Genomic DNA, 25,348 nt, shown 5'->3' on the forward strand with positions numbered 1-25,348 from the left:
GCCATGGTCTAGTCGTCCTTCATTTATTCAGCGGCCACGTTCAGGCCTTCGAGCTGGTCTTCAAGCTCATCAGCGGCGTCTTGCAGAGCGGCGAGCGTGGCCTCATCCGGCTGCCAGAAATTACGGTCATTGGCCTCCAGCAGGCGGTTCGCCATGCGGGCAGAGGCTTGGGGGTTCAGGTCCGCCAGACGGCGGCGCATTTCGTCATCCAGCAGGAATGTCTCGGACAGGCGTTGATAGACCCAAGGGTCCACTTGGCCTGTGGTCGCAGACCAGCCCAGCGTGTTGGTAAACTGTGCCTCGATCTGACGGACACCCTCGTGCCCGTGCTGCAACAGCGCCTCGAACCACTTGGGGTTCAGGCTGCGGGACCGGGTTTCAAGCGCGACCTGATCGGCCAGCGTGCGCACCTTGTTGCCGCCCCGGGTCTGGTCCCCGATGTAGACGGCGCAATCCTCGCCCTTGGCGCGTTTGACTGCGCGGGAAATCCCGCCCAGCGTGTCGAAATAGTGATCCACCGTGGTCACGCCCAACTCGACGCTTTCCAGGTTTTGGTAGGCGACATCGACATCGGCCAGCGCGTTTTGCAACAGTTTCGTCGCCTGTTGCGCCTTGCCGTTGCGCCCGTAGGCAAAGCCTTTGCGCGCCTCGTAAGCATCGGCCAACTCCCCCTCGTCGTCCCATGCACCGCTGTCGATCAGGGAATTGACGTTGGCGCCGTAAGCGCCTTCGGCATTGGAAAAGACGCGCAAGGCGGCCTCTTCCATGTCGCAGCCCATCTTGGCTGCGTAATCCAGCGCATGGGCGCGGATGAAATTCTGGTCCAGCGGTTCATCGGCCATGGCGCACTGGTAGGCGGCATCGGCCAGCATACGGGTCTGCAACGGCAGAAGATCGCGGAAGATCCCGGACAGGGTCATCACCACGTCCACCCGCGGGCGGCCAAGTTCGGCCAAGGGCACAAGGTCTGCGCCGGACAAACGCCCAAAGCTGTCAAAGCGCGGGGTGCACCCCATCAGCGCCAGCGCCTGGGCCATGGGCCCGCCGTCGGATTTGATGTTGTCAGACCCCCACAGGACCAGCGCCACGGAATGGGGCAATTCGGCGTGGGTGGCCAACAGTTCATTGGCCTGCTTGATCCCGTCTTGCATCGCAAAGGCCGTCGGCATGCGGAACGGATCGAACGCATGGATGTTGCGCCCCGTGGGCAGCACGTCCGTGGATCGGATCAGGTCCCCACCGGGCACAGGTTCGATGTAGCGGCCCGACAGTGCACGCATCAGCGCGGGCAGTTCGGTGTCGTCTTGCAGCAGGGCGTCGATATGGGCCTTTGTCTCGGCATCCGCACCTTCGATCAGGTTCAGGTAATCGGCGCGGGCCTGAGCGCTGAAGGGGCGACCCACGATGTGCAGACCCTCGGGGATCAGCGCGTCTTCGGTCTCCAACAGACGCAGCCACAGGGCATCGGGGTCGCCGGACATATCCACGGCCTCGGCCTGAACGGCGATCAGATCGGCCAGCTCTTCGCGCTCGGCACTCGCCTCCAGCGCGCGGTAGCGGGTCAGGCTGTCCTTCAGTTCCAGCAACCCTTTGTAAAGGCCGGACTGCGACAGGGGCGGCGTCAGGTGCGTGACCGTGACCGCATTGCTGCGCCGTTTGGCCAGGGACGCCTCGGACGGGTTGTTGGAGGCATAGAGATACACATTGGGCATCTCACCGATCAGACGATCCGGCCAATCCCGCGCACCAAGGCCCGCCTGTTTGCCGGGCATGAATTCCAACGCGCCGTGCATCCCGAAATGCAGAACAACATCCGCCTTCAACTGGTTGCGCATCCAAAGGTAGAAGGTCGTGAACGCGTGGGTCGGGGCAAAGCCCTTCTCGAACAGCAGGCGCATCGGGTCGCCCTCGTACCCAAAGGTCGGCTGCACACCTACGAACACCTTGCCGAAATGCGCGCCCAACACGAAGACGCCGCGCCCGTCGGACTGGATCTTGCCGGGGGCAGGGCCCCAGACAGCCTCGATCGCAGCTAGGGGTGGCGTGGTGCGCACGATGGTGTCAGCGTCCACATGGGCGGCGACATTCGCCTCTTGCCCGTATTGTTTCGCATTGCCGTGCAGGATGGCGTGGCGCAGGTCGTCCACGGTTTCGGGCACGTCGACTTCGTAGCCATCGGTCTTCATCCGGCGCAGCACATTGTGCAGGCTTTCAAACACGGACAGGTACGCAGCGGTGCCCACAGCCCCCGCATTGGGCGGGAAGCCGAACAGCACCACAGCCACCTGTTTGTCCGCGTTGCGTTTGCGGCGCAGCAGGGCAAGGCGCAGGGCCTTTTCGGCCAGCACGTCGATCCGTTCGACACAGGGGGCCATTTCCTTGGCGTTGCCGGGTTTGGCACAGGTGTGCTGACACCCGTTGCACCCGTCCGCGCCATGGCGACCGGCGAAAATCGTCGGGTTTGTCGCGCCGTCCAATTCGGGCAGTGCGATCAGCATGGTGGTTTCGACCGGGCCCAGGCCCTGGGGCGCGGCGGCCCATTGGCCCAGCGTCTGGAATTCCAGCGGGTGCGCGGCGATATAGGGCACGTCCAGCGCCTTGAGAACCTGCACAGCGGCGTCGCTGTCGTTATAGGCAGGCCCGCCCACAAGGCTGAACCCGGACAGAGACACCAGCGCGTCAATCTGGACGCCGTCGCCGGTGTGAAAGAATTTCGCAATCGCGGGCCGACCGTCAAGGCCACCTGCAAAGGCCGGTATCACGCGGATGCCGCGCGCCTCGAACGTGCGGATCACATGGTCGTAATGGGCACTGTCGCCCGCCAAAACGTAGGACCGCATCAACAACAGGCCAATGGTGGCCACGGGGTTCGCGGGGCTGGGCAGGGCGCTTGCATCTTCGCCGATCCCGGTATCGGGGTGGTAGACACCCACCTCGGGGTATTCGATGGGGGCCTCGACCTTGCCGCCGCGCAGCGTGGCGTCGCTGGCATAGCGTCCCACAAGGAACCGCATCATCTGTTCGATGTTGTCGTCCGTGCCGCCCAGCCAATACTGCATGGACAGGAACCACGCGCGCAGATCTTGCGACTTGCCGGGAATGAACTTCAGCACCTTGGGAATCCGGCGCAGGATCTTCATCTGCTTTTCGCCCGACGCACCGCTGGGCTTTTTGGAGCCGCGCAGCTTTTTGAGGAACTTCATCGCGCCGGAGGCGGGCTTGGACATGTCCAGCTCGCCCATTTTGGTCAGGCTGATGATTTCGCTGTCGGAAATCACGGCAACCAAGGCGTCGCAGTCGTCGCGCCGCGCCTCAAGCGCGGGCTTGATCGCCTTCACCTGCTCTTCAAAGAAGATCAGGTTGACGACAATAATATCGGCATGGGCCACGGCGATCTTGCATTCCGCCAGCGCCTCGGGGTTCTCGCCCCATTCGGACGCCGCATAGGATTCAATCGCCAGACCCGGAAACTCTGGCAAAAGCCGTTCGCGCACGCGGTTGCAGGCAGCCATGGCATGGCTGTCCAACCCCACGATCACGACGCGGTAACCGGGTATGTCGGTACTATCGCGCATAATGCGCCTTTGCCTCGTATAGGGTGTCTTTGGAAATCTCGGTCACGCCACGTTCAGCCGCATACTTTTCGGTGTTGCGCTTGGCCTTGCCGCGGACAAAGAACGGGATTTTCTTGAGTTCTTTTTCCGCATCGGCCAGCCAGACCATGACGTCGGATCCGGTCTCGACCGGTTGTGGTTGGACCACTTCGGGGGCGGGTTCTGCATCCAGGGATTTGGGGGCATGGCCACCGTGGTGGCTTGGACCCGCCTCGTCGTGGAATTCGAAATCCTCGCGGAACATGGCCAGCAGGTGTTCTTCCAGACCCATCACCAGCGGATGGATCCACGTGTCGAACATCACGTTCGCGCCTTCGAAACCGACTTGGGGGCTGTAGCGCGCGGGAAAGTCCTGAACGTGCACGGGGGCCGAAATCACAGCACAGGGAATGCCAAGCCGTTTACCGATATGGCGTTCCATCTGGGTGCCAAGGATCATCTCGGGGCTGGCCTGCTCGATGGCCTTTTCGACCTCCAGGTAGTCATCCGTGATCAGGGCAGGCACGCCGATGTCCTTGCCAAGGGCGCGGATATCGCGGGCGAATTCGCGGTTGTAACAGCCCAGGCCCACGACCTCGAACCCCATTTCTTCGCGGGCGATACGGACGCTGGCTTTGACGTGGGTGGCGTCACCGAACACGAACACACGCTTGCCGGTCAGATAGGTGCTGTCCACGGACCGCGACCACCACGGCTGGCGCAGGCGGGTTTCATCCACGCGCCCGGGCAGACCGGTGATTTCGGCCACTTCGGCGATGAATTCGCGGGTGGCCCCGACGCCGATAGGCACAACCTTGGTGTAGGGCTGACCCAGCGTCTTTTCGAGATGACGGGCGGCGGTCTCGGCGTGTTCCGGGTACAGCAGCACGTTGAAATGCGCGCGGCCCAGTTTCATCAGATCGCCGGGTGTCGCGCCCATGGGGGCGGCGACGTTTACGTCCACGCCCATTTCGGACAGAAGGCCGGTCAGTTCCTCGACGTCGTCGCGGTGCCGGAACCCCAGGCCTGTCGGGCCAAGAATGTTGCAGGTGATCCGGTCCGTGCGGTCCATCGGTTTGGCCAAGGCTTTGACCAGCTGATAGAACGTCTCGTCGGTGCCGAAGTTTTCCTTGCGGCTGTAGCTGGGCAGTTCCAGCGCGATGACGGGGACGGGGATGCCCATGGTCTCTGCAAGGCCCCCGGGGTCGTCCTGGATCAACTCGGCGGTGCAGGACGCGCCGACGATCAGCGCCTCGGGCTTGAACCGTTCGTAGGCGTCGCGGGCGGCCTGTTTGAACAGACCGGCTGTATCCGCCCCCAGATCACGGGCCTGGAATGTCGTGTAGGTCACCGGCGGGCGGTGGTCGCGCCGTTCGATCATGGTGAACAGAAGGTCGGCGTAGGTGTCACCCTGGGGGGCGTGCAACACGTAGTGCAGACCCTTCATGCCTGTGGCGACACGCATGGCCCCCACGTGGGGCGGGCCTTCGTATGTCCAGACGGTCAGCTTCATTTCAACAACTCCTTCCGGCGCACGGGACGCGAGAAGAGGCCGGCCAGATCGCCCGCCTGTTCGTAGAAATGCACCGGGGTGAAGACCAATTCGATGGCCCACTTGGTGGTCAGGCCGTCAGCCTCTAGGGGATTGGCAAGGCCAAGGCCGCAGACGGTCAGGTCCGGGCGCGCCGCGCGGCAGCGGTCCAGTTGCAGGTCCACGTCCTGCCCTTCGGAAATGGTGGGGCCAGAGGCGATCATCTCCAGCTCGGCCTCCACAAGGCCCCGGTGGATAAAGGGCGCACCGATCTCGATGGCCTCCATCCCACATTCGCGGACAAGGAACCGGGCCAGCGGGATTTCCAACTGGCTGTCGGGAAAGAAGAACACGGACTTGTCGCGCAGGGCCTCGGACGCCTGGGCCACCGCCTTGCGGGCGCGGGCCCGGGGGGCGTCTGTGACGCGGGCAAAGGTTTCATCGTCCACGCCGAATTCGTCCGCAATGGCGCGCAGCCACAGGGTCGTGCCCTCTTCGCCAAAGGGGAATGGTGCGCGGATCTGTTGCGCGCCGCGCTTGGCCAACTCCCCCACGGTGTCGCCGAGGAAGGGTTGCAGCACGGCCATGACCGTGTTTGGCCCAACCCCGGGCGCACCGTCGGCCCGCGCCGCGGGGAGGACGCGAATAGGACCGATGCCCATGTCGCCCAAAAGCTGAAGCGCTTGATCTTCGACGACATCGGGCAGGGCACCCACGAGCAGCAGTTCGCGGGCGTCCGTATGGGGCAGCTGCGGCACCATGGAGGCAAGGCAGGCATCTTCGCCTTGGGTAAAGGTCGTCTCGATGCCCGAGCCTGAATAGTTCAGCACCGAGGTGTGCGGCGCGTGGATCTGGGTGAGTCGCTCTGCCGCGCGCTCCAGGTCCAATTTGATCACCTCTGACGGGCAAGAACCCACCAGGAACAACCGACGGATGTCAGGACGGCGTGACAGCAGGCGGGCCACTTCGCGGTCCAACTCCTCGTTGGCGTCGGCCATCCCGGCCAGATCTTTCTCTTCGAGGATCGCCGTACCGAACCGGGGTTCTGCAAAGATCATCACACCCGCCGCAGATTGCAGCAAATGGGCACAAGTCCGCGACCCGACCACCAGGAAGAACGCATCCTGCATCTTGCGGTGCAGCCAGATGATTCCGGTCAGCCCGCAGAACACTTCGCGTTGGCCGCGTTCCTTTAGAACAGGGGTGTCGGCACAGGTGGCGGTGGGGATATTGGCGGGTTGGTTCATGCCATCGCCTCCGATTGCAGGCGGGCCATGCGCAGTTTCCAGATGAACTGGCCTGCGTTGATGACGTAGGTAAAATAGGCGGCAAGGGCCAACCACATTTGCTCGGTCGGGGTCAGGGATCCGGTGAATAGCGCCCAAAGGTAGGCGGTGTGAAGGGCGATCACCACAAAGCTAAAAACATCTTCCCAAAAGAAGGGTTTAGCGAACAGGTAGCAGCCGAAGACGACCTTTTCCCAGATCGCGCCCGTGATCATGATCACATACAGGAACATCGTTTTTACCACGATGGAGGCAGAGGCTGCCACATACCCCTCGCCCGTCTGCAAGTAGCGGACGACAAGGTAAACGGACACCCCGAACGCCACAAATTGCAACGGCGCAAGCAGCCCTTGGATCGTGGTCCAAACGGTCTCGTCGCGACGCTTACGCTCTTCGGGGGTGTAAAGCCCTGTACGCGCTTTTTCTTGATTTTGTCGTTTGCCGGTCAACCCACGACTCCTTCTAGTCTTGGCCTAGAATGTCGCATATAGCGGGGGAGTGTCAACTAAAACTGACACGTGTAAAGTTGACATATTGAGGGTGTGGCCAACGCGCATGGATTCCAGGGGCAGTGCTTGCAGGGCCTAGCGCCCAAGGTTCAAGCGTACCGCGCGCAGGCGGAAATTCGCGAATGTGTCAATTAGCTTTGACATCGCACCCTGCAAAATGTGACAGTGGCGTCAGAGAGTCTCCGGATCCTTGGCGCAGAAGATCGTGAATTACGCGCAAAGGGTGTCAGCGGAGGGGTGTTACAATGGTTGATGGACCGAAGAAACCGGGCCAGACATCGAACCAATCGATAGAACGGGGCGGAGTGAACAGCTTGGCCGCGCGCGCTCTTTCTGTGCTTACTGCGCGGGGCGGGGCGATTGCGCACGACTATTCCAGTCCGCAGCTGCAAACGATTTGCGATGCCTTCGTCTCGACAGACGAAGATGCGCGGCACAAAATCGTGTCCGCCCTGGAATCCCACGGCCTGTCTCATAACGACATCATCGAACATATCGTGCCCACCACAGCACGGCTGATGGGGGAGCGGTGGTTCAACAATCAACTGTCCTTCGCAGATGTCACGATCGGCGTGGCCCGCCTGCAAGAAACCCTACGGTCCCTGACCGCCCGGACAAAACGCACCTCTGCGTTGAACGGCGACTGCATCTTGCTGGTTGTCCCACGCAGCGAACATCACACTTTGGGCGTCTTTGTCGTCGCCCACCAGTTCCGCAGACTTGGCATCGACGTGCGCATGGCCGTCGGCATGCACCCGATCCAAGTGGCGAACCTTGTGAAAAGACACCGCTTTTCAGCGGTCGGAATTACGGCCTCTGGCCGTAGAAGTCTTGCGTCAGCCCGCGAGATGGTTGAAATTATCAAAGGGAGCGTACCCCGGATCACCCGCATTGTGGTCGGAGGAAGCGTAACGTCACTGGATCTGGACATTCAAAGTCTGACCGGCGCCGATTATGTCACCTCGGACCCCGCGCGCGTAATTGAACTATGTGATCTGAATGCGTCGACCGCCACAACATTTGTGGATGGCTGAAGTTAACCGGAAGACAATGCGAAAAGCATGGATGGATAACAAATGAATACGCGCGAAACGGACTTCTGGAACGACCGCTCCGGCCCCAAGATCGCGCCGGAGCACTTCAATAAGATCGTGGCAACCGCCGCCGATCTGGCCATTATTCTAGAGGCGACGGGCAAGGTACAGTCCGTCGTAGTGAATCCCCTGAACCCAACCCTTGGCCGGTTGGACCATTGGCAAAACCGCGACATCCGCGAGTTTCTGGCCGAGGACAGCCTGTCCAAGTTAGAGGCACAGCTGGAGGCGCATCGCACGGGACATCCCGGGCAGGTGGACGCGATTGAGGTCAACCACTTCGACAATGCGAACTGGGAATTCCCGATTCGCTACACCATGCACCGCACGGGCGAAGACGATGTGATCCTGATGCTGGGCCGCGATCTGCGCCCCGTGGCAGAGTTGCAGCACCGTCTGGTCAAGGCGCAGCTTGCGCTTGAGAAGGACTACGAAACCCACCGGGACTTCGAGACGCGCTACCGCGTGATCATGGAAGCCGCGCGTGATCCCTTTGCCTTGATCGACGTGAACTCTGGCCGTGTGATCGACGTGAACTCTGCCGCCGCGCAGGCCCTTGGGGCCGAAGCCGACACCCTTGTGGGTTCCGCCTTTACCCAGGAATTCGAGGGGCGGCGGCGCGGTGAATTCATCGAGGCGCTGTGCAACGGGGCCTCCGGCTCTGGCGCGGGGCCGGTGACGGCGGAAACGCGGCGCGGCGGGAAAGCAGTGGCGATCCACCCTATCCTGTTCCGGTCCGCGGGTGACAAGGTTCTGCTATGCCGGATCGAAAGCGCCGAAAGCGCGGAAGTTGTCGCCGAAGAGTTGGCGATCACGCTTGCGGGCCTGTACCGCGATGGGACGGACGCAATGGTCTTCACCGACAACCACGGTCAGATCCGCTATGCCAACGAGGCGTTTTTGGCCCTGTGTGATGCGGGCAGCCAAGGGGATGTGCGTGGCAAATCGCTGGGCGATTTCATGGCACGTGGGTCTGTGGACCTGAAAGTGCTGACGGACAACGCCGCGCGCACGGGCAAAATGCGAGTCTATGCGACGCGGATCGAATCCACCTATGGCACCCAAACCAGCGTCGAGGTGTCCGCAACCCATCTGGCCGGGCAAACCACCCCAGGCTTTGCCTTTGTGCTGCGCGACACCAGCCGGATGGACGTGGTGCGCGAACAACCCACCAGCAACCTGCCCATGGGTGTCAGTGACGAGGCGATGCACAACGTGATGGACCTTGTCGGCTCTGCCCCGTTGAAGGACATCGTCGCCGCCACCACGGATGTGGTCGAGAAGATGTGCATCGAGACAGCGGTGGATCTGACCGACAACAACCGCGTTGCCGCGGCCGAGATGTTGGGTCTGTCGCGGCAGTCCCTTTACGTCAAACTGCGCAAGTACGGGTTGCTGAACAAAGACGGCGACGCCTGACCGTCAACTTTAATTGACACATTGAATGTAAAGTCGAGCGGGTTTTCCTTGCCCGACTCTATTTGCGTGCTATAGGCTGACAGTATGAGTGTCAGCTTAGATTTACAGTTGGCGAGCGACCGCCACTACCCCGAACCTCGTGCCATGCTGCGTTTGATCAAACCGATCACGTGGTTCCCGCCCATGTGGGCGTACCTGTGTGGCGTTGTCTCTTCTGGTGTGCCGCTGTCGTCGCATCCCGTTTTGGTGATCCTCGGCGTGATCCTTGCCGGGCCCATTGTCTGCGGCATGTCCCAAGCGGCCAACGACTGGTGCGACCGTCATGTGGACGCGATCAACGAGCCTGACCGTCCCATCCCCTCGGGGCGTATCCCGGGCCGTTGGGGGTTGTGGATTGCCTTGGCCATGTCGGGCCTGTCGGTATTCGTTGGTGCGTTTTTAGGCCTCTGGGGCTTCATCGCCACACTGGTTGGCGTAGCCGCTGCGTGGGCCTATTCGGTGGAGCCCATTCGCCTGAAACGATCCGGCTGGTGGGGTCCGGGCCTTGTGGGTCTGTCCTACGAGTCCCTGCCATGGTTTACAGGGGCCGCCGTCATGACCCTGGCCCTGCCGCGCCCCGAGATCATCCTCCTTGCCCTTCTGTACGGCATCGGGGCCCACGGCATCATGACCCTCAATGACTTCAAGGCGCTGGAGGGCGACCGCCAGATGGGCGTGAATTCCCTGCCTGTCACCCTTGGCCCCGAACGTGCGGCCAAGGTGGCCTGCGCCGTTATGGCCGCACCACAGGTCATCGTCTTCCTTCTGCTGATGGCATGGGACAAGGGGCCCTTCGCCCTGATCATCGCCACCAGCCTTATCCTGCAGTTCTACGCCATGGGCGTGATGCTGCGCGACCCCAAGGGCAAGGCCCCTTGGTACAACGGCACGGGCGTGACGCTCTATGTGCTCGGCATGATGGTGGCCGCTGTCGCCGTAAGAGGCATGGTATGACGCTGTCTTGGTTCCAGATCGTTCGCATGGGGTTCGTGCAGATGTGCCTAGGGGCGGTGGTGGTCCTGACCACCTCGACCCTAAACCGGTTGATGGTGGTCGAGCTTTCGCTGGCCGCCCTCGTGCCCGGTATCCTTGTGGCCATTCACTATGGCATCCAGATCACCCGGCCCCAATGGGGCTATCGGTCTGACACGGCGGGCCATCGCACGCGCTGGATCATCGGCGGTATGGCCGTCCTGTCCCTTGGGGCGTTTCTGGCCGCTGTCGCTGTCGTCTGGTGGCCCTCGGCCCCGACCGGCGCGCTTGCCCTGTCGGTCCTTGCTTACGTGCTGATCGGTGTGGGCGTGGGTGCCTCTGGCACATCCCTGCTGGCGTTGCTGGCCACGGCCACCGCCCCCCACCGCCGCGCCGCTGCCGCCACGATCACGTGGCTGATGATGATCCTTGGGATTGCCGTGACCGCTGGCACCGTGGGTGCGTTCCTTGACCCTTACTCCCCTGCCCTGTTGCTACGCATCGTCGGTATTGTGACCTTGGGGGCGGTCATCGTCACTGCCGTCGCCGTTTGGGGCATCGAAAAGCGGGTGCAGGCGAAATCCGAACCTGACGACACCCCCTTCCTCGACGGTCTGCGCGAGGTCTGGGCCGAACCCCGTGCACGCAGCTTTACCATCTTTGTGTTCCTGTCCATGACCGCCTATTTCATGCAGGAACTGATCTTGGAACCTTATGCCGGGATCGTCTTCAACTTCACCCCCGGGCAATCCACGTCCCTGTCGGGCGCGCAGAACGGCGGCGTCTTCGTCGGCATGGTCCTTGTGGGCATCGCGGGCACGGTCCTGAAACGCGGGTCCCTGCGGGCCTGGGTCGTGGCAGGGTGCCTTGGGTCAGCCATCGCGCTGGCCGTCGTGTCCGCCATGGGGCAGATCGGGCCGGACGCGCCACTGATCGCCGCTGTTGTCACGCTGGGCTTTTTCAACGGCATGTTCGCCGTCGCCGCCATTGGGTCCATGATGGCCCTGGCGGGCGAAGGCCGCAGCGCCCGCGAAGGCACGCGCATGGGCCTGTGGGGTGCAGCGCAAGCCATTGCCGCCGGGTTCGGGGGCCTGACCGGGGCCGCCGCCGCCGACATCCTGCGCCACTTTTTCACCGATGCCCAGGGCTTTGGCCTCGTGTTCCTTGCCGAAGCCGCCCTGTTCCTGATCGCCGCCATGATGGCCGTGCGCGTCATTGACCGCCGGCCCACCCCAGAACCAGACCTCGTACCGGGAGAATGACCAATGTTTGATGTAGTAGTCGTGGGCGGTGGTCCGTCTGGTGCGACGGCCGCCAATGATCTGGCGCTGGCTGGGCGGAAGGTGGCCATGATTGACCGGGCCGGGCGGATCAAACCCTGCGGCGGGGCGATCCCCCCGCGCGCAATCAAGGATTTCGACATCCCCGAAGATCAGCTCTGCGCCAAGATCACCACCGCCCGCATGATCAGCCCCATGCAACGCCGCGTGGACATCCCCATCGAGGACGGCTTTGTCGGCATGGTGGACCGGGAACATTTCGACGAATTCCTGCGGGTGCGGGCCACGGACAACGGGGCAGAGCGGATCACCGGCACCTACTTGCGGGTGGAACGGGATGTACAGGGCACCCATGTCGTCTATCGCGACAAGCAATCCGGCGAGGAACGCCGCGCCACCACCAAGCTGATCATCGGGGCCGACGGCGCCCGGTCCAACGTGGGCAAGCAAGAAGTGCCCGGCGGCGACAAAATCCCATACGTCATAGCCTATCACGAGATTATCGAGGCCCCCATGGCTGTGGCCAACTATGACCCCCAACGGTGCGACGTGATCTATGATGGCAAGATCAGCCCCGATTTCTACGGCTGGGTCTTTCCCCATGGCAAGACCGCCAGCGTGGGCATGGGCACCGAGCAGCTGGACATGGACCTAAAGGCCGCCACCGCCGACCTGCGCGTGTCCGCCGGCCTGTCCCAGTGCCAGACCATCCGCAAGGAAGGCGCGCCCATCCCGCTGAAACCGCTGGACCGTTGGGACAATGGCCGGGACGTGGTGCTGGCCGGTGATGCCGCCGGTGTCGTGGCCCCCAGTTCCGGCGAAGGGATCTACTACGCCATGGCGGGCGGTCGGGTGGCGGCCACTGCCGCGCAGGCCTGCCTTGCCAGCGGGAAGGTCAAGGACCTGCGGATCGCACGCAAACTGTTCATGAAGGACCACAAGGCCGTCTTCAAAATCCTGGGCGCGATGCAGGACGCCTACTACAAGTCGGACGAACGGCGCGAACGCTTTGTGTCCCTGTGTCACGATGTGGACGTGCAGAAACTGACGTTTGAGGCCTATATGAACAAGGAACTGGTGCACGCCCGCCCCTTGGCGCACCTGAAGATCGGGTTTAAGAACATCCGGCACCTTCTTGGGTTAGTGGCCCCGACACACGTATGACCATCATGATCCCGGCCTGGGTGAACGGCGAAATGACCCCCGTGGAAAAGCTGGACGCGCACCTGCGTGGGCTAAAGCACAAGGCCGTGTCGGTGTTTATCCTGCGCGGGGATCAGGTGCTGATCCAGCAGCGGGCGATGGGGAAATATCATTCCTCGGGGCTGTGGGCGAACACCTGCTGCACCCATCCCGAATGGGACGAATCCGGGGCCGACTGCGCCCGGCGTCGTCTGGACGAAGAACTTGGTATCAAGGGCGTGACCCTGACCCAGCGTGACACCATCGAATACCGTGCCGATGTCGGCGAGGGCATGGTGGAACATGAAGTGGTCGAGGTTTTTGTGGGCCGTGTCGACGCGCTGACCTGGGACCTGAACCCCGAAGAGGTGCAGGCCGTCCGCTGGATCAGCCTGTCTGACCTACGGTCCGAGATCGCACAAACACCGCAGGTGTTCACCCGCTGGCTGGAAATCTACATGAACGACCACGCCGAGATGATCTTTGCGGATCTGATCTCGGCGTAAGTCTCTATTTCGCAGTTTAGGCTCTGATCGCCGTTGCCTTTGCGGGCAGCGCGGCGAGGGACGTTTCCACCATATCCGCCGCCGTCAGACCCGCATCGGCGTACATGTCCGCAGGGCTGGCCTGGTCGATGAAACGGTCGGGCAGGGTCATGGTGCGGATGGCAAGGCCGTGGTCCAACTGTCCGGTCTTGGCCAGATAGTGCAGGACCATCGCGCCAAAGCCGCCTTCGGACCCTTGTTCCACCGTCAGCAGCACATCGTGATCCGTCATCATATCCACCAGATCGGTGTCCAAGGGCTTGGCAAACCGGGCGTCGGCCACGGTGACGGAATAGCCATGCGCCTCTAGCTGCCGGGCGGCGTCCAGCGCCTCGGACAAGTGCGCGCCCAGGCTGAGGATTCCAATGTCAGCGCCTTTTTGCAGGACACGACCCTTGCCGATCTCCAGCACCTCTCCTTGCGCGGGCATCTCGACCCCGACCCCTTCGCCGCGCGGATAGCGCAGCGCAATCGGGCCGCTGTCGTGGGCGGCCATAGTGGCCATCATATGGACCATCTCGGCCTCGTCGGCGGCGGCCATGACGGTCATGTTGGGCAGGTTGGACAGATAGGCGATGTCAAAGGCCCCGGCGTGGGTGGCCCCATCCGCCCCCACCAGCCCTGCCCGGTCGATGCAGAACCGCACGGGCAGGTTTTGCAAGGCCACATCGTGGACCACCTGGTCATAGCCCCGTTGCAGAAAGCTGGAGTAAATCGCGCAAAACGGCTTCAGCCCGCCCGCCGCAGCCGCAGCCGCAAAGGTCACAGCGTGCTGTTCGGCAATACCTACGTCAAAGACACGATCCGGGTGCACCTTTTGCAAGATATCAATCCCCGTGCCGCCGGGCATGGCGGCGGTGATGCCGATGATGGCCGGGTCGGCCTCTGCCTCGGCCAACAGGCGCTGACCGAACACCTTGGTATAGGCGGGCGCATTGGGGGCGGATTTCTGTTGCTGGCCCGTGTCCACGTCGAACTTGGCCACCCCGTGATAGCAGCAGTCCGACAGCTCTGCGGGGTTGTAGCCCTTGCCCTTCACCGTCACCGCGTGGATCAGGACCGGGCCCGTCGCCTCGGCGTGGGCGGCACGAAGGACGGACATCAGCTGTCCCATGTCATGGCCGTCGATGGGACCGATGTAGGTAAAGCCCAATTGTTCAAACAGGGTCGCGTCGCCCGTGGCACCGGTCATCAGGGCCTTGGCGCGTTCGGCCCCTTCACGGAAGGGCCCGGGCAGGGTTTCGGCAATGGCGTCGGCCATTTTACCAAAGGGGGAGTTTGCAAGACCGCTTAGATAGGTGGACATGGCCCCAACCGGGGGCGCAATCGACATTTCGTTGTCGTTCAGGATCACGAACATCCGGCGACCGTCGTGGCCCGCATTGTTCAGCGCCTCGTAGGCCATGCCAGCGGAAATGGACCCATCCCCGATGACGGCCACCGCGTCGCCCGTGTCCTGGCCCAGATCGCGGGCTACGGTGAAGCCAAGGGCAGCGGATATGGACGTGGACGAATGGGCCGCGCCAAAGGGGTCGTATTCGGATTCAGACCGTTTGGTGAAACCCGACAGCCCGTCCTTCTGGCGCAGGGTCAACATGCGGTCGCGGCGGCCAGTCAGGATCTTGTGCGGATAACACTGATGTCCCACGTCCCAGATGATCTTGTCGTGCGGCGTGTCGAAGATGGCGTGCAGGGCCACCGTCAATTCCACCACACCGAGGGAGGACCCAAGGTGCCCGCCGGTGTTGGACACGGTCCAGATCGTCTCGTTCCTGACCTCTGCGGCCAAACGGGCGAGATCGGCGTCGGACAACCCGGCCAGATCGGCAGGTACAGTGACCTGATCCAGCAGGGGGTTTTCGGGCGTGGGTTATGTTCGGTCATTGGGCGGTCGCTCCCGGTATGAATAAAAAACGCTCTGTGGTCGGTGTCCCGGCCACAGAGCGCAGTGGTGCCTACAAAAGGGACTGCAGGGCTTTCCCGCGCCAGCGTACCGGCGCGGAAAGGGTTTACTCGTAGACAGGTGCGCCGGTCGTGGCCAATTCGGGCCAATCCGCGATCACGTTCAGGCCGCCCATGGGTTTCTGGTACCCTTTGTGGCAGGTCTTACATGCGGCTTTCGGTGCATCTGCATACATCGGGCCAAGGCGGTTGTCGGGCAGGATGTCCGTCAACGGGATGATCCAATCGTTGTTGATCTCTTGCGCCATCGAGATGCCCAAGCTGGCCGTAGCCCACTGTGGCGTGATCGCACCCTCTGCCGCATAGAACGCACGGCTGTTGTGGCAGAACACGCAGTTCACACCGAGGGAGTTGGCGAAGTAGTTCATGAACGAATAGGTCCGTTCCGTCTGCTGGATGCTGGCCACTTCGCCCTCGGCGATGGACCCGGCAACCCGGCTTTCCAGATCATGCACCACAATCGTCTCGTAGTTGATCAGGTACTGATACAACGCGTCCGACGGCAGCGAGGTGAACTGGGACTGGATCGTCGCGCGGTTCTGCACAGCGGCCCAGCCTTCGGCGGCATCGGGGTTATTGACGGGGTCAATGCGATACCAAACCTCGGACGGTACGTTTTCGCCACGGTGGCAGGTGTAACAGTTCACACCGACCTCTTGATTGGCTTGGACGTGACCGACCCAGTCTTCGTTGATGCTTTGCGTCATCTGGATCATATTCCGGGCGACCACCTTGGTATAAAGGTCGTCGTCGGCATAGTTTCCTTCGTCCGCACCGGCGTGACAATAGGCACACCCCTGATCGGGGGCGACCCACAGGGTCATGGCGTTCATCAGCCGGTTGAAGTTCGCATCGGTCAGATCACCCAGAACCTGGACATTTTCATAGATGTCCCCGGCCAGCTCTTCCCCCTCTTCGGGGATGAAAGGCTCGTCGGTGTAGTAGTCCGCGATCGTGGGGTCTGGCATGGCTGCCTCGCTCACGAATTTGGTGACCGACATGCCCGTGCCACGGGGGCCGGTCTGCATGCTTTCCGTTGCGTAGGGTTGGCCAAAGCCCACCAGCAGGGCGGCGACGAAGACCGCCCCCCGACGGCACCGACGGCAATCGCCGGGCCAAAGATGTTGGTGGGGTTGTCCCGGTTCCAGTCATTAAACCACTTGGGTAACATGATCATTCACCTCCCGTGCCATAGAATTCGTAGCCATAAGGCTCGAGGTAGGTGGGTGCGAAGTAGTGCTCTTGCGCCCAGATGAACCAGTTGTCGACAACCGTGCCGGTCAGCAGGATCCCGATACCGCCCGTGATGGGGGTCAGGACTGCGAACCACCACGCCCAGCGGTGGATGCCTTCCATGGTGGCGTTAAAGCCCATGGTCCAGCGCCAGAAGAGGGCCGCCCGCTCGGATGCCGTGCCACGGTCATAAATCTGCTCCAGCTCGCGGTCGCCGCCGTAGCGGGTCACGGCCATGATGGTTGCGCCGTGCATGGCGAACAACAGGACCGAACCGTACAGGAACACGATCGAAAGGGCGTGGAACGGATTGTAGTACAGGTTGCCGTAGCGGATGGAAAACGCGGTTGTCCAATCCAGGTGCGGGAAGATGCCGTAGGGCACAGCCTCGGACCAGGACCCCATCAGGATGGGACGGAACAGCCCCAGCACAAGGAACAACCAGATGGCAGCGAGGAACGCCCATGCCACGTGTTTGCCCATGCCGTGGATCTGCGCCAGATAGTACGACCGATACCACCACGACATCACCGAGATCAGCAAGAAGAAGCTGGCGATGATGTACCAGCCGCCATCTTGCAGCGGTGGCATACGCAGGCCGTATTCGGGCGATGGTGGCTCAAGCGCCAGCCAGAACAGCTGCCGGATGAATTCCGGGATCGACCAGTCCACTTGGGCCAGCATGTTGAACCCAACAATGTTGAACCACAGCAGGCCCGTCGCCAGGGACACCACACCGGCCCAACCCAGATAGACGGGGCCAAGTTGTGCGTTGCCGATCCAGCCGATCAACGTGCTGAAGCTGGCGGATTTTGTGCGGTCTTCCAGGCCTTCCTTGGGCTCCATGCCCATTTCCGGCTCTGACTGGACCTGCACTTGCGTGAAGATGTTTTGATACTCAGGCCACATTGACATGACTTACATCCCTCCCGTTGCTTGAGCGGCGGCTTGGACGGACGGCCAGATTGGCAGGTCCAACCACCAGTTCCACCATTCCGGCCAACCTTTGGTCCAGACCGGACCAGAGATCACGATACAGATCGCCGACCAGAATCCCGCGTTCAGCGCCAGCAGCAGACCCACACGGTGGATGCCCAGCGTGCCGACCGAATAACCGATGAAGTCACGGAAAAAGGTGTCTTCGTGGTCTGGTGTCTTGGCCTCTTCGCCCTTTTCAGGGTTGGCAGCGGACAGAACCAGCGCGCCGTGCAGCGCCAGGGCCAGGGTGGTTGTGAAGAAGAACGTCACAGCCAGCATATGTGCCGGGTTGTAGTGGAAGTGCAGGTAGGCGTAGCCCACGTTGCTGACCCAATCGAGGTGGCTGAAAATCCCGTAAGGGAAACCATGACCCCAAGCGCCCAGCAGCAGCGGGCGGAACACCACCAGCGTCACATAGGCAAAGATCGCAAAGCCGAACGCCACGGGGACGTGATAGCCCATGCCAAGTTTCCGGCAGATCTCGACCTCGCGCAAAGCCCAGGAGATGAACGCCCCGACCGCACAGAATGTGATGATTTGCCAAAGGCCGCCTTCCAGCAGCGGTGCCATGCCCAATCCATAGGAAAGGTCGGGCGGGGCGATGTTGATGGTCCAGGGGTTGAACGTGCCTTGCATGGCAGCCCCCCAGAAAATTAGAATTGTCCCGAGAGCGGCGAAGAAGATCGTCGTTACCCCAAAGAAGCCCACATAGAAGGGGCCGACCCAGAAGTCGAACAGATCGCCACCGATCAGCGTCCCTCCGCGGACGCGGTATTTTCTCTCGAAGCTGAGCAGTGCCATACTCTCTATCTCCGCGTAATTGGCGGGCGGCGGTGGCGTAGTATACGTCTTTTGCCGTCCTGTTTGTGGTTTGGCGCGGGCGGCGGTCTGCGTCGCCCGGCACCTTGGTATTAGGTCCCTAGACCGGCATTACATGCCGGCGTTGGTAGCTGCGGTTTCGAACCAGTTGATGCCGCTCGAAAGCAGAACCAGGTGGATCATTGCAGCCAGAAGGAACAAGAAGACGCCCTGCGCCACGAAAACGCGACGGGGGTCAAAGACGAGCCAGACTTTGTAAAACTTTGCCATTTCATCTATTCCTTAGAACCAGGGGAACACGATCCAGGTCGCGATGTGTGCAAGAACGGCAACGGCCACGAATAGCCAGAGCCCGCTCATGTACACCGCGTGCAGTTCCTGGGCCTGCTCGTCGGTAAGACCTGTGAAAGAGAGGTCGGATTTATCAGCCATGGAGGTCTCCATTAGATAGACTGACGCCGCATACCCTGCGGCCGGGCCCCGACAGCGGTTCATTCCACTGTCGGCCATTCGCGCCCCGAGTCGGTTGGGACGCAAACCTCGTGTCTCGCCTTCCCCCTTGGGGATCAGGCCGAGAAAATCAGGGACGTGACGGTCTGCGCCTGGGCCCATGCTTTGTGCAGGACACCCTTTTGCAGGCTTTCACGGTCCGATTGGATCAGGGCGATCACGGTGCCGATCAGTGCCAAAGGCAATGTGACCAGCAGGATGGCGCCAAAGTAGAACCAGTATTCCGCTGTGGGCCGCTTGGAATGGCGGGCAAAGTGCGGGGTATTCGTGGTTTGGTCAGACATGTGTCAGCTCCCTCTCCGATGTGAATGATGTTGGTGCGAGGGCCTGAACGGTCTCGCGCACCACCCGGTCGTGACCTTGCGCAAGGGCCGACTTTTCGGCCTCGTCACGCAGGTTTTTCGCCGCGGAAATGCGGGTCAGAACGGGGTGTGTTTCTACGATCTTGCCCAGCAAGACCTCTGCATCCGTGTCCCATGGGAAATCACGGCGCAGTGTTGTGGGTGTCGCCTCGGCGGCGTCCATTTCCGTGCCAAGAGGCAGGATGTGGAACAACGCGTCGAACAGGCCATTGCAGACCTCTTGCAACAGGTATGTCGCCCCGGCGTAGCCCATGAACGGTGTGCCCGTGGCCCGACGGATCGCGGCACCGGGGAACGACGCAGGAATAAACGCAGGGCTGGGTCCGTGACCGCCCTTCATTTCCGCCAGATACATCTTTTCGTTGATCGACCCCATGACGATCAGGGGGCGTGTCGCGTGCAAGGTCTCGCGCACCTTATCGTTGTCGGTCTTGCGACCGGCGACGCGGGCGGTGGCCAGCGCGCACGGCAGGCCCAGATCGTTTTCCAGATAATTGCGGATGCCCCGGGCATAGGTTTCATTGGCGACAATCGCAAAGGACGCGGTGGCAAAGAAATCCTGCGTCACGGACCGCCACAGGTCCCACACGGGTTTGATCGTGGAATGCTTTTCCCGCTCGATGAACGGTTCGGGGTCAAGGTCCAGCATCTCGCCCAGCTTGCGCAGGAAGGCGGTGGTGGATTCGATCCCGATGGGCGCTTGCAGGTAGGGTTTGCCCAGCACTTCGCACAGGCCCCGGCCAAACTCGCGGTACATGCAGACGTTGACGTCCGCATTCACAAGGTTGCGCATCTCGGCCAGGTGGGCGCCCAGGGGCATCACCATGTTGACCTCGGCGCCGATGCCTTCGATCAGACGCCGGATTTCGGCGAGATCAGAGGGCATGTTGAAGGTGCCATACATGGGCCCAAGGATGTTCACGCGGGGGGCGGCCCCCTCCTCACGTTTCTTCTCGGGGGGCATACGCCCCTTGGTCATGCCGAATTCCGTAAAGATCCAGGTCATGGCACGGTCGGCACATTCCCACTGATCCTCGTCGATCGTGCGCGGCAGGAACCGTTGGATGTTGGTGCCCATGGGCGTCACGCCGCCGCCGATCATCTCGGCAATCGACCCGGTGACAACCACCGCAGGCAAGGCCGGATCCAGAGTGTTCCAGGCCCGCTTCATCGCGCCCTCGGTCCCGTCGCGGCCCAGCTCCTCTTCGCCCAGACCGGTGGTCACGATGGGCAATTCATGGGGTGGCAGGGCATCGGTATAGTGCAGCACCGAGGTGACAGGCAGGTTTTCACAGCCCACCGGGCCGTCGATGACAACTTGCAAACCTTTGACGGCACAGAACGCATAGACTGCACCCCAATAGCCACCTGCGCGGTCGTGATCTTGCACTAGCATTTCACACCCCCGTTCGCGGCCATCCGGGCCTTTTCGGCGCGTTCCAGCTTTTTCTGCTGATTGGCGCGGAATTCGGGACGCAGGTTCGGGGACCCTTCCCAGACACCGGCGGTGTCGCCGTGACCCACACCTTCGAAAAAGTCCTTCATGTGGTCGAAACGGTCCTTGTTCGCCATGGCGGCGTTCACGACCTGTTGCAGGCTGCCCGCACCCATTGGCCCCATCAGGGGACGGGCGGAAATCAGGTTGGTGAAGTACAGACCCGGGATCGCCAGTTCCTTGGCCTTTTGCACAACGGGGGTGGTGCCGATGGCCAGATCCGGCTTGATCGCCTCCATCGCGGCGCAATCATCTTCGAGGCTGGCGCGGAATTTGACCTTCACGCCCTTGGCCTCCAACCACTCCAGATCGGCGGCGGACCATTCGGTCTTAGGACACGCGGTGCCGACGTAAGGCACATTTGCCCCACTCTCGATCAACAGGCGCGCGACCAGCAGTTCGGACCCTTCATAGCCCGACAGCGTGATCGTCCCATCCACACGGGCACCGGCAAGCGCCCCCTTGATCGCAGGCAGGAACGCGTTTTGTGCTGCGGCCACCATGTCAGGTTTGACATTGAACGCATCACCGACAGCCGCCAGCCAAGCGGCCGTGCCATCGTGACCAACAGGGGCCGATCCGATGATCGGTTTGCCTGCGGCCTGAAACTCGCGAATGGCGCTCGTATAAAACGGGTGGATCGCAGCGACAGCGCCGCAATCCAAAGCAGAATAGAGCTCGCGCCACTCACGGCAGGGAACGACCGGACCTGCCGCCAGACCGAGTGGCGCGAGCATCCCTCCGAGACCAATGGGGTCGGCAGGGAACATTTCGCCCAACAGGGTAACCGTTGGGCGATCTGATTTGCCCGCAGCAGGGGCGGCAACTGGTCCCGCCTCTACTTCTTGGCGGGCATAATTGAGCATGGCGCCAGCGAGGACATCCTTCGCCTCCGCATGCGTCGGGATGCCAAAGCCCGGAACGTCGATCCCGACGATCCGAACCCCGTTGATTTCGTCTGGCAACAACCGCAGGGGCACACCGGACGCGGTGGGCACACATAGGTTGGTCACAACGATGGCATCGTACTTTTCCGGATCGGCCATTTCATGGACCGATTCCCGGATATCCTCGAACAACTTGCCGGTCACAAGCGTCTCGGAATTAAAGGGGACGTAGCCGACACTGCGGCGCGCCCCGTAAAAGTGGCTGACAAAGGTCAGGCCAAAGACGCAGCAGGCCGATCCAGACAGGACCGTGGCCGTGCGGCGCATCCGCAACCCAACGCGCAAGGACCCAAAGGCCGGGCACATGGATTGCGGTTTGTCGTGGGGACCTTGGGGGTAGTCCTTGGCGAACTGGTCCAGAATGTCGGACATGCCGGACGCGCGCGCTTTGGCTTCCATCTGCTCGCCCGGGGCATGACAGCCCATGCCGTCAACGGGCGCCTCCGTGCGCTCGATGGCTTCGCCGCGGTCAACTTCAACCTCCGTCGCGCGGTCATATGTGATCTCGCGCTCAGACATTGTCGTAAACGACCTCCAGGGATTCTACGGGGGCGGAATTCTTGCCGCGCATGTCCGTGTCCGTGGCCGGTTCCAGCGTGACACCCGCGCCCGTGTCGGACCCGTCGAACAACTCCAACAACCCGTCTTGGGACAGGGCGGTGGGGCGCATGGGGGGCGCTTCGGCCACGTTGTCCCCAAGGGCGGCAAACAGCGCGCCCCATTCGGATTCGGACGTGCCGACGATCTGATAGTTCGCGGATTTCTTGCGCAGGTCATCATTCTGGGGAATGGACGCCAGCACCGGGATATCGACGGATTTCGCAAAGGCCTGCGCCTCGCCCGACCCATCGTCCTTGTTGATCACAAGACCCGCAACACCGACGTTCCCGCCCATCTTGCGGAAGTATTCCACAGCCGAACACACATTGTTGGCCACATACAGCGACTGCAAATCGTTGGAGGCGACAAGGATCACCTTCTGCGCCATGTCACGGGCAATCGGCAGGCCAAAGCCGCCGCAGACCACATCGCCCAGGAAATCCAGCAAGACGTAGTCAAAGTCCCAATCGTGGAACCCCAGCTTTTCCAGCAGTTCAAACCCGTGGATGATGCCACGCCCGCCGCAGCCGCGGCCGACCTCTGGCCCGCCCAATTCCATGGCGAAGACACCGCCGCGCTTGAAACAGACGTCACCGATTTTGACTTCTTCACCGGCCAGCTTCTTCTTGGTGCTGGTCTCGATGATCGTCGGGCACGCCTTGCCGCCGAACAGCAGGCTGGTGGTGTCGGATTTCGGGTCACAGCCGATCAGCAACACGCGTTTGCCCTGTTCGGCCATCATGTGGGACAGGTTCGCCAGCGTGAATGATTTGCCGATCCCGCCTTTGCCATAGATCGCGATGATCTGGGTTTTCTTGGTCGGCTCCCCTTGGGGGACCTCCAGCGTAGGCTCGGCAGCCTCGTCGCGCAGGGTGTTGTCGTAGTCCGTCAGGTTAGGCACATCGAGGGTCATTCGGCGCTCCAATCAAGTATCATCTTCAGGCAAGCCGGATCATCGAACGCGGTCTGATACGCACTCGCGGCTTGGGTGGGGGTGGCCCGGTGGGTGATCAGACCCGACAGCGACAGGCTGCCGTCGTCGATCATGGCGCGGGTGGCGGCCAGGTCGTCGCGGGTCCATTCAGCGGCGATGCGCAACCGCGCCTCGCGCATGAAGGCCGGGGGGAACGCGAAGGTCAGGGGCGCAGGGTAGAACCCCGCAAGGCACACCTCGCCGCCCTTGGTCAGTCGCCCGATCAGGTCGTTCAACAGATCACCGTTGCCCGAGGCATCCATGATGTTGGCATAGTCTTTGCGGTCGTCCGCATCGGGCGCGATCACGTCGTAACCTGCGGCACCGGTCATGCGGTCGGGGTTCACTTCCCACACCGTGGGGGTCGCCCCCTTGGCCGTTGCGATCCGCGCCAACAGGCGACCGAAGACGCCGTGACCCACGATCAGGTCAGGCAGTTCAGCGCGCGGCGCACAAAGGGCATGGTAGGCGGTGGCGGCCAACGCCAGCAGAGCCCCTTCGGCCCCCATGGCGCGGTCGATCTTCACGGCGCGGGCACTGTCGGACACAAGCCGCGAGGCCGCGCCACCGAACAAGCCTTTGACATCGCCAAAGCAGTTGGCACCGGGCACAAACACATGATCCCCGACTTTGAAATCCGCGTCCGCACCGGCCTCGACCACCTCACCGGCGGCTTCGTACCCGGGCACAAGGGGATAGCCCATGCCGGGAAAGGGGGCATTTGACCCGACCAGAACAGCTTTTCGGTGCCGGTCGAAATCCCCGAATGACGAATGTCCACGACGATATCCCGTGGCCCGGGGGCGGTCAGCGTGACCTCTCCGAGGGCGATGGCCTTGGGGCCTGTCAGGATTACGGCTGGGGTCGTCAAGGGTCTTCTCCGGTCGTTCTCGCAGGGGCTGTCTGGGACTCACCTGCGTCATTCTGTACTTGTCAGGATAAACTTACAGGCGGTGTTGTCAATCTAAACTGACACATGCGGTTGAAATCTGTCTAGCCGCCCTTACAGGCGCTGATGACATGGGTCACAAACGGGCGGCGACTGCCGTGATCCGTGATGTCCGAAAACCCCGCAACCCTCAGCATTCCTTGGATTTTCTCCGGGCTGCGGGCCTGACCCGTCTGCATCGCAAGGGTGTACAGGGCAAAGTACGCATCCCCACACCGGCTGGGCGTATCGCCCCCGGTCATAGGCTCCGAAATCACCAAACGCCCCCCAACGGGCAGAGTGTCATAAATCTTGGACAGCAGCGCCGCGACGGTGTCGTCGGAATGGTCATACAGGACCCGGATCAGCGTGATCACATCCGCGCCCTGCGGCAGCGGATCATCCCGAAAGCTGCCGGGCGTGATCGTGACTCGATCCGTCAGGCCCGCGCGGGCGAACCGTTCCTGCGCCCCCGGAACCACCGCCGGAAGGTCGAATAGATGCAGATCATGCACGAGTCGCGCGCCAACTGCTGCAAGGAATGCACCAGTCCCGCCGCCGATATCCAGCACGGTTTGGCGGGATTTCTCGCCCCGTTTTGCGCAATTGAGATTAACAAGCGTTAACGTATCCTCGGCCACCAGCACTTGGCTTTCGGCCATCAGATCGGAATAGGTGGCAGCGGTTTCGGGGTCCTCGGCCTGTGCGGCACCAAAGACATAGGGCCAGAAATGCGCCAGTTCGGTGTCGCCCCCGCGCAGCATGGCGACGGGGTTTTCAAGGTCACGGTAGAAGGCGCCGTGGTGGGTCACCATCGCCTCCAGACCCGGGACGCCCAGCATCGCAGCGCCCAACCGACCGGGCCGATACTTGCCCTTGCGATCCCGCTTCATCAGGCCCAGCGCCGTAGCGGCATCACACAGGATCCCCATGCGCCGTTCGTCGATATCGGTGCCGCGTGCTAGGTCAGCGGCAGTGACAGGACCGCCCATCATCCGGTGGATCAAGCGCAGCTCGACCACCGCGTGCAGGACTTGGGAATACACGAAACCGCTGACCAGATCGAACAGCGCCTCGCCATCCTTGCGGGC

General features: G+C 62.1%; 20 protein-coding genes and 2 pseudogenes. 6 read left to right on the forward strand and 16 right to left on the reverse strand.

Annotated elements, in window-relative coordinates; translation table 11 throughout:
• Positions 1–23: 23 nt before the first annotated feature.
• The 4 genes from ACZ1G0_RS00570 to bchF are packed head-to-tail and all read right to left on the reverse strand — an operon-like array spanning position 24 to position 6,859.
• Positions 24–3,575 (reverse strand): magnesium chelatase subunit H, encoded by a 3,552-nt coding sequence (locus ACZ1G0_RS00570; protein WP_472735161.1) that lies wholly within the window; start codon positions 3,573–3,575, stop codon positions 24–26.
• A complete protein-coding gene (bchB, locus tag ACZ1G0_RS00575) occupies positions 3,565–5,106 on the reverse strand; it encodes a ferredoxin:protochlorophyllide reductase (ATP-dependent) subunit B (protein ID WP_472735162.1) in 1,542 nt (513 codons plus the stop codon). The genes ACZ1G0_RS00570 and bchB overlap by 11 nt, the downstream gene beginning before the upstream one ends.
• Positions 5,103–6,371, reverse strand: a complete 1,269-nt coding sequence (locus ACZ1G0_RS00580) for a ferredoxin:protochlorophyllide reductase (ATP-dependent) subunit N (RefSeq protein WP_472735163.1) — start codon at positions 6,369–6,371, stop codon at positions 5,103–5,105. The genes bchB and ACZ1G0_RS00580 overlap by 4 nt, the downstream gene beginning before the upstream one ends.
• Positions 6,368–6,859 carry a 2-vinyl bacteriochlorophyllide hydratase gene (gene bchF / locus ACZ1G0_RS00585; RefSeq protein WP_472735164.1) on the reverse strand — a complete coding sequence of 164 codons (492 nt, stop codon included), beginning with the start codon at positions 6,857–6,859 and terminating at the stop codon, positions 6,368–6,370. Before bchF ends, ACZ1G0_RS00580 begins: the two co-directional genes overlap by 4 nt.
• A 305-nt stretch (positions 6,860–7,164) precedes the next feature.
• Here bchF and ACZ1G0_RS00590 point away from each other — a divergent pair, with 305 nt between their 5' ends.
• From ACZ1G0_RS00590 to ACZ1G0_RS00615, 6 genes are all read left to right on the forward strand, one after another.
• Positions 7,165–7,953 carry a cobalamin B12-binding domain-containing protein gene (locus ACZ1G0_RS00590; RefSeq protein ID WP_472735165.1) on the forward strand — a complete coding sequence of 263 codons (789 nt, stop codon included), beginning with the start codon at positions 7,165–7,167 and terminating at the stop codon, positions 7,951–7,953.
• Between the two features lie 42 nt (positions 7,954–7,995).
• Positions 7,996–9,432, forward strand: coding sequence for a transcriptional regulator PpsR (gene ppsR / locus ACZ1G0_RS00595; RefSeq protein WP_472735166.1), 1,437 nt, complete (start codon positions 7,996–7,998; stop codon positions 9,430–9,432).
• A gap of 84 nt (positions 9,433–9,516) precedes the next feature.
• Positions 9,517–10,425 (forward strand): chlorophyll synthase ChlG, encoded by a 909-nt coding sequence (gene chlG / locus ACZ1G0_RS00600; RefSeq protein WP_472735167.1) that lies wholly within the window; start codon positions 9,517–9,519, stop codon positions 10,423–10,425.
• Positions 10,422–11,705, forward strand: coding sequence for a BCD family MFS transporter (locus ACZ1G0_RS00605; protein ID WP_472735168.1), 1,284 nt, complete (start codon positions 10,422–10,424; stop codon positions 11,703–11,705). Before chlG ends, ACZ1G0_RS00605 begins: the two co-directional genes overlap by 4 nt.
• Before the next feature lie 3 nt (positions 11,706–11,708).
• Positions 11,709–12,887, forward strand: a complete 1,179-nt coding sequence (locus tag ACZ1G0_RS00610) for a geranylgeranyl diphosphate reductase (protein ID WP_472735169.1) — start codon at positions 11,709–11,711, stop codon at positions 12,885–12,887.
• Positions 12,884–13,411, forward strand: coding sequence for an isopentenyl-diphosphate Delta-isomerase (locus ACZ1G0_RS00615; protein WP_472735170.1), 528 nt, complete (start codon positions 12,884–12,886; stop codon positions 13,409–13,411). Before ACZ1G0_RS00610 ends, ACZ1G0_RS00615 begins: the two co-directional genes overlap by 4 nt.
• Before the next feature lie 16 nt (positions 13,412–13,427).
• Here ACZ1G0_RS00615 and dxs read toward each other — a convergent pair whose 3' ends face one another.
• The 12 genes and pseudogenes from dxs to ACZ1G0_RS00675 form a co-directional block, all read right to left on the reverse strand.
• Positions 13,428–15,272 carry a 1-deoxy-D-xylulose-5-phosphate synthase gene (dxs, locus tag ACZ1G0_RS00620; protein ID WP_472737745.1) on the reverse strand — a complete coding sequence of 615 codons (1,845 nt, stop codon included), beginning with the start codon at positions 15,270–15,272 and terminating at the stop codon, positions 13,428–13,430.
• Between the two features lie 187 nt (positions 15,273–15,459).
• Positions 15,460–16,583, reverse strand: a pseudogene (gene pufC / locus ACZ1G0_RS00625) (photosynthetic reaction center cytochrome PufC).
• A 2-nt stretch (positions 16,584–16,585) separates the two neighbouring features.
• Positions 16,586–17,560, reverse strand: coding sequence for a photosynthetic reaction center subunit M (pufM, locus tag ACZ1G0_RS00630; protein ID WP_472735171.1), 975 nt, complete (start codon positions 17,558–17,560; stop codon positions 16,586–16,588).
• 3 nt (positions 17,561–17,563) lie between these two features.
• Positions 17,564–18,424, reverse strand: a complete 861-nt coding sequence (gene pufL, locus ACZ1G0_RS00635; RefSeq protein WP_472735172.1) for a photosynthetic reaction center subunit L — start codon at positions 18,422–18,424, stop codon at positions 17,564–17,566.
• 129 nt (positions 18,425–18,553) lie between these two features.
• On the reverse strand, positions 18,554–18,712 hold the full coding sequence (pufA, locus tag ACZ1G0_RS00640; RefSeq protein WP_472735173.1) for a light-harvesting antenna LH1, alpha subunit: 159 nt from the start codon (positions 18,710–18,712) through the stop codon (positions 18,554–18,556).
• Positions 18,713–18,724: 12 nt separating this feature from the next.
• Complete coding sequence (gene pufB, locus ACZ1G0_RS00645) at positions 18,725–18,874, reverse strand: light-harvesting antenna LH1, beta subunit (RefSeq protein WP_472735174.1); 150 nt, start codon at positions 18,872–18,874, stop codon at positions 18,725–18,727.
• A 134-nt stretch (positions 18,875–19,008) separates the two neighbouring features.
• Positions 19,009–19,236 (reverse strand): cytochrome PufQ, encoded by a 228-nt coding sequence (gene pufQ, locus ACZ1G0_RS00650; protein WP_472735175.1) that lies wholly within the window; start codon positions 19,234–19,236, stop codon positions 19,009–19,011.
• The gene (bchZ, locus tag ACZ1G0_RS00655) at positions 19,229–20,710 is read right to left on the reverse strand and encodes a chlorophyllide a reductase subunit Z (protein WP_472735176.1); all 1,482 of its coding nucleotides are present in this window, start codon (positions 20,708–20,710) and stop codon (positions 19,229–19,231) included. Before bchZ ends, pufQ begins: the two co-directional genes overlap by 8 nt.
• Entirely contained in the window at positions 20,704–22,275 is a 1,572-nt protein-coding gene (gene bchY / locus ACZ1G0_RS00660) for a chlorophyllide a reductase subunit Y (protein ID WP_472735177.1), read from the reverse strand. The genes bchZ and bchY overlap by 7 nt, the downstream gene beginning before the upstream one ends.
• The gene (locus ACZ1G0_RS00665) at positions 22,268–23,269 is read right to left on the reverse strand and encodes a chlorophyllide a reductase iron protein subunit X (RefSeq protein WP_472735178.1); all 1,002 of its coding nucleotides are present in this window, start codon (positions 23,267–23,269) and stop codon (positions 22,268–22,270) included. The genes bchY and ACZ1G0_RS00665 overlap by 8 nt, the downstream gene beginning before the upstream one ends.
• Positions 23,266–24,200: pseudogene (bchC, locus tag ACZ1G0_RS00670) on the reverse strand (chlorophyll synthesis pathway protein BchC). The gene ACZ1G0_RS00665 and the pseudogene bchC overlap by 4 nt, the downstream one beginning before the upstream one ends.
• Positions 24,201–24,322: 122 nt before the next feature.
• Positions 24,323–25,303, reverse strand: a complete 981-nt coding sequence (locus tag ACZ1G0_RS00675; protein ID WP_472735179.1) for a methyltransferase — start codon at positions 25,301–25,303, stop codon at positions 24,323–24,325.
• Between the last annotated feature and the right edge of the window lie 45 nt (positions 25,304–25,348).

It is taken from the genome of Thalassobacter sp. HA4-2 (genome assembly GCF_055693705.1).

Excerpts from the sequence above, each read along its gene's own strand:
- ACZ1G0_RS00570 (WP_472735161.1), bottom strand. The coding sequence starts at position 3,575 with ATGCGCGATAGTACCGACATACCCGGTTACCGCGTCGTGATCGTGGGG.
- bchB (WP_472735162.1), bottom strand. The coding sequence starts at position 5,106 with ATGAAGCTGACCGTCTGGACATACGAAGGCCCGCCCCACGTGGGGGCC.
- ACZ1G0_RS00580 (WP_472735163.1), bottom strand. The coding sequence starts at position 6,371 with ATGAACCAACCCGCCAATATCCCCACCGCCACCTGTGCCGACACCCCT.
- ACZ1G0_RS00590 (WP_472735165.1), top strand. The coding sequence starts at position 7,165 with ATGGTTGATGGACCGAAGAAACCGGGCCAGACATCGAACCAATCGATA.
- ppsR (WP_472735166.1), top strand. The coding sequence starts at position 7,996 with ATGAATACGCGCGAAACGGACTTCTGGAACGACCGCTCCGGCCCCAAG.
- chlG (WP_472735167.1), top strand. The coding sequence starts at position 9,517 with ATGAGTGTCAGCTTAGATTTACAGTTGGCGAGCGACCGCCACTACCCC.
- ACZ1G0_RS00605 (WP_472735168.1), top strand. The coding sequence starts at position 10,422 with ATGACGCTGTCTTGGTTCCAGATCGTTCGCATGGGGTTCGTGCAGATG.
- ACZ1G0_RS00610 (WP_472735169.1), top strand. The coding sequence starts at position 11,709 with ATGTTTGATGTAGTAGTCGTGGGCGGTGGTCCGTCTGGTGCGACGGCC.
- ACZ1G0_RS00615 (WP_472735170.1), top strand. The coding sequence starts at position 12,884 with ATGACCATCATGATCCCGGCCTGGGTGAACGGCGAAATGACCCCCGTG.
- pufM (WP_472735171.1), bottom strand. The coding sequence starts at position 17,560 with ATGTCAATGTGGCCTGAGTATCAAAACATCTTCACGCAAGTGCAGGTC.
- pufL (WP_472735172.1), bottom strand. The coding sequence starts at position 18,424 with ATGGCACTGCTCAGCTTCGAGAGAAAATACCGCGTCCGCGGAGGGACG.
- pufA (WP_472735173.1), bottom strand. The coding sequence starts at position 18,712 with ATGGCAAAGTTTTACAAAGTCTGGCTCGTCTTTGACCCCCGTCGCGTT.
- pufB (WP_472735174.1), bottom strand. The coding sequence starts at position 18,874 with ATGGCTGATAAATCCGACCTCTCTTTCACAGGTCTTACCGACGAGCAG.
- pufQ (WP_472735175.1), bottom strand. The coding sequence starts at position 19,236 with ATGTCTGACCAAACCACGAATACCCCGCACTTTGCCCGCCATTCCAAG.
- bchZ (WP_472735176.1), bottom strand. The coding sequence starts at position 20,710 with ATGCTAGTGCAAGATCACGACCGCGCAGGTGGCTATTGGGGTGCAGTC.
- bchY (WP_472735177.1), bottom strand. The coding sequence starts at position 22,275 with ATGTCTGAGCGCGAGATCACATATGACCGCGCGACGGAGGTTGAAGTT.
- ACZ1G0_RS00665 (WP_472735178.1), bottom strand. The coding sequence starts at position 23,269 with ATGACCCTCGATGTGCCTAACCTGACGGACTACGACAACACCCTGCGC.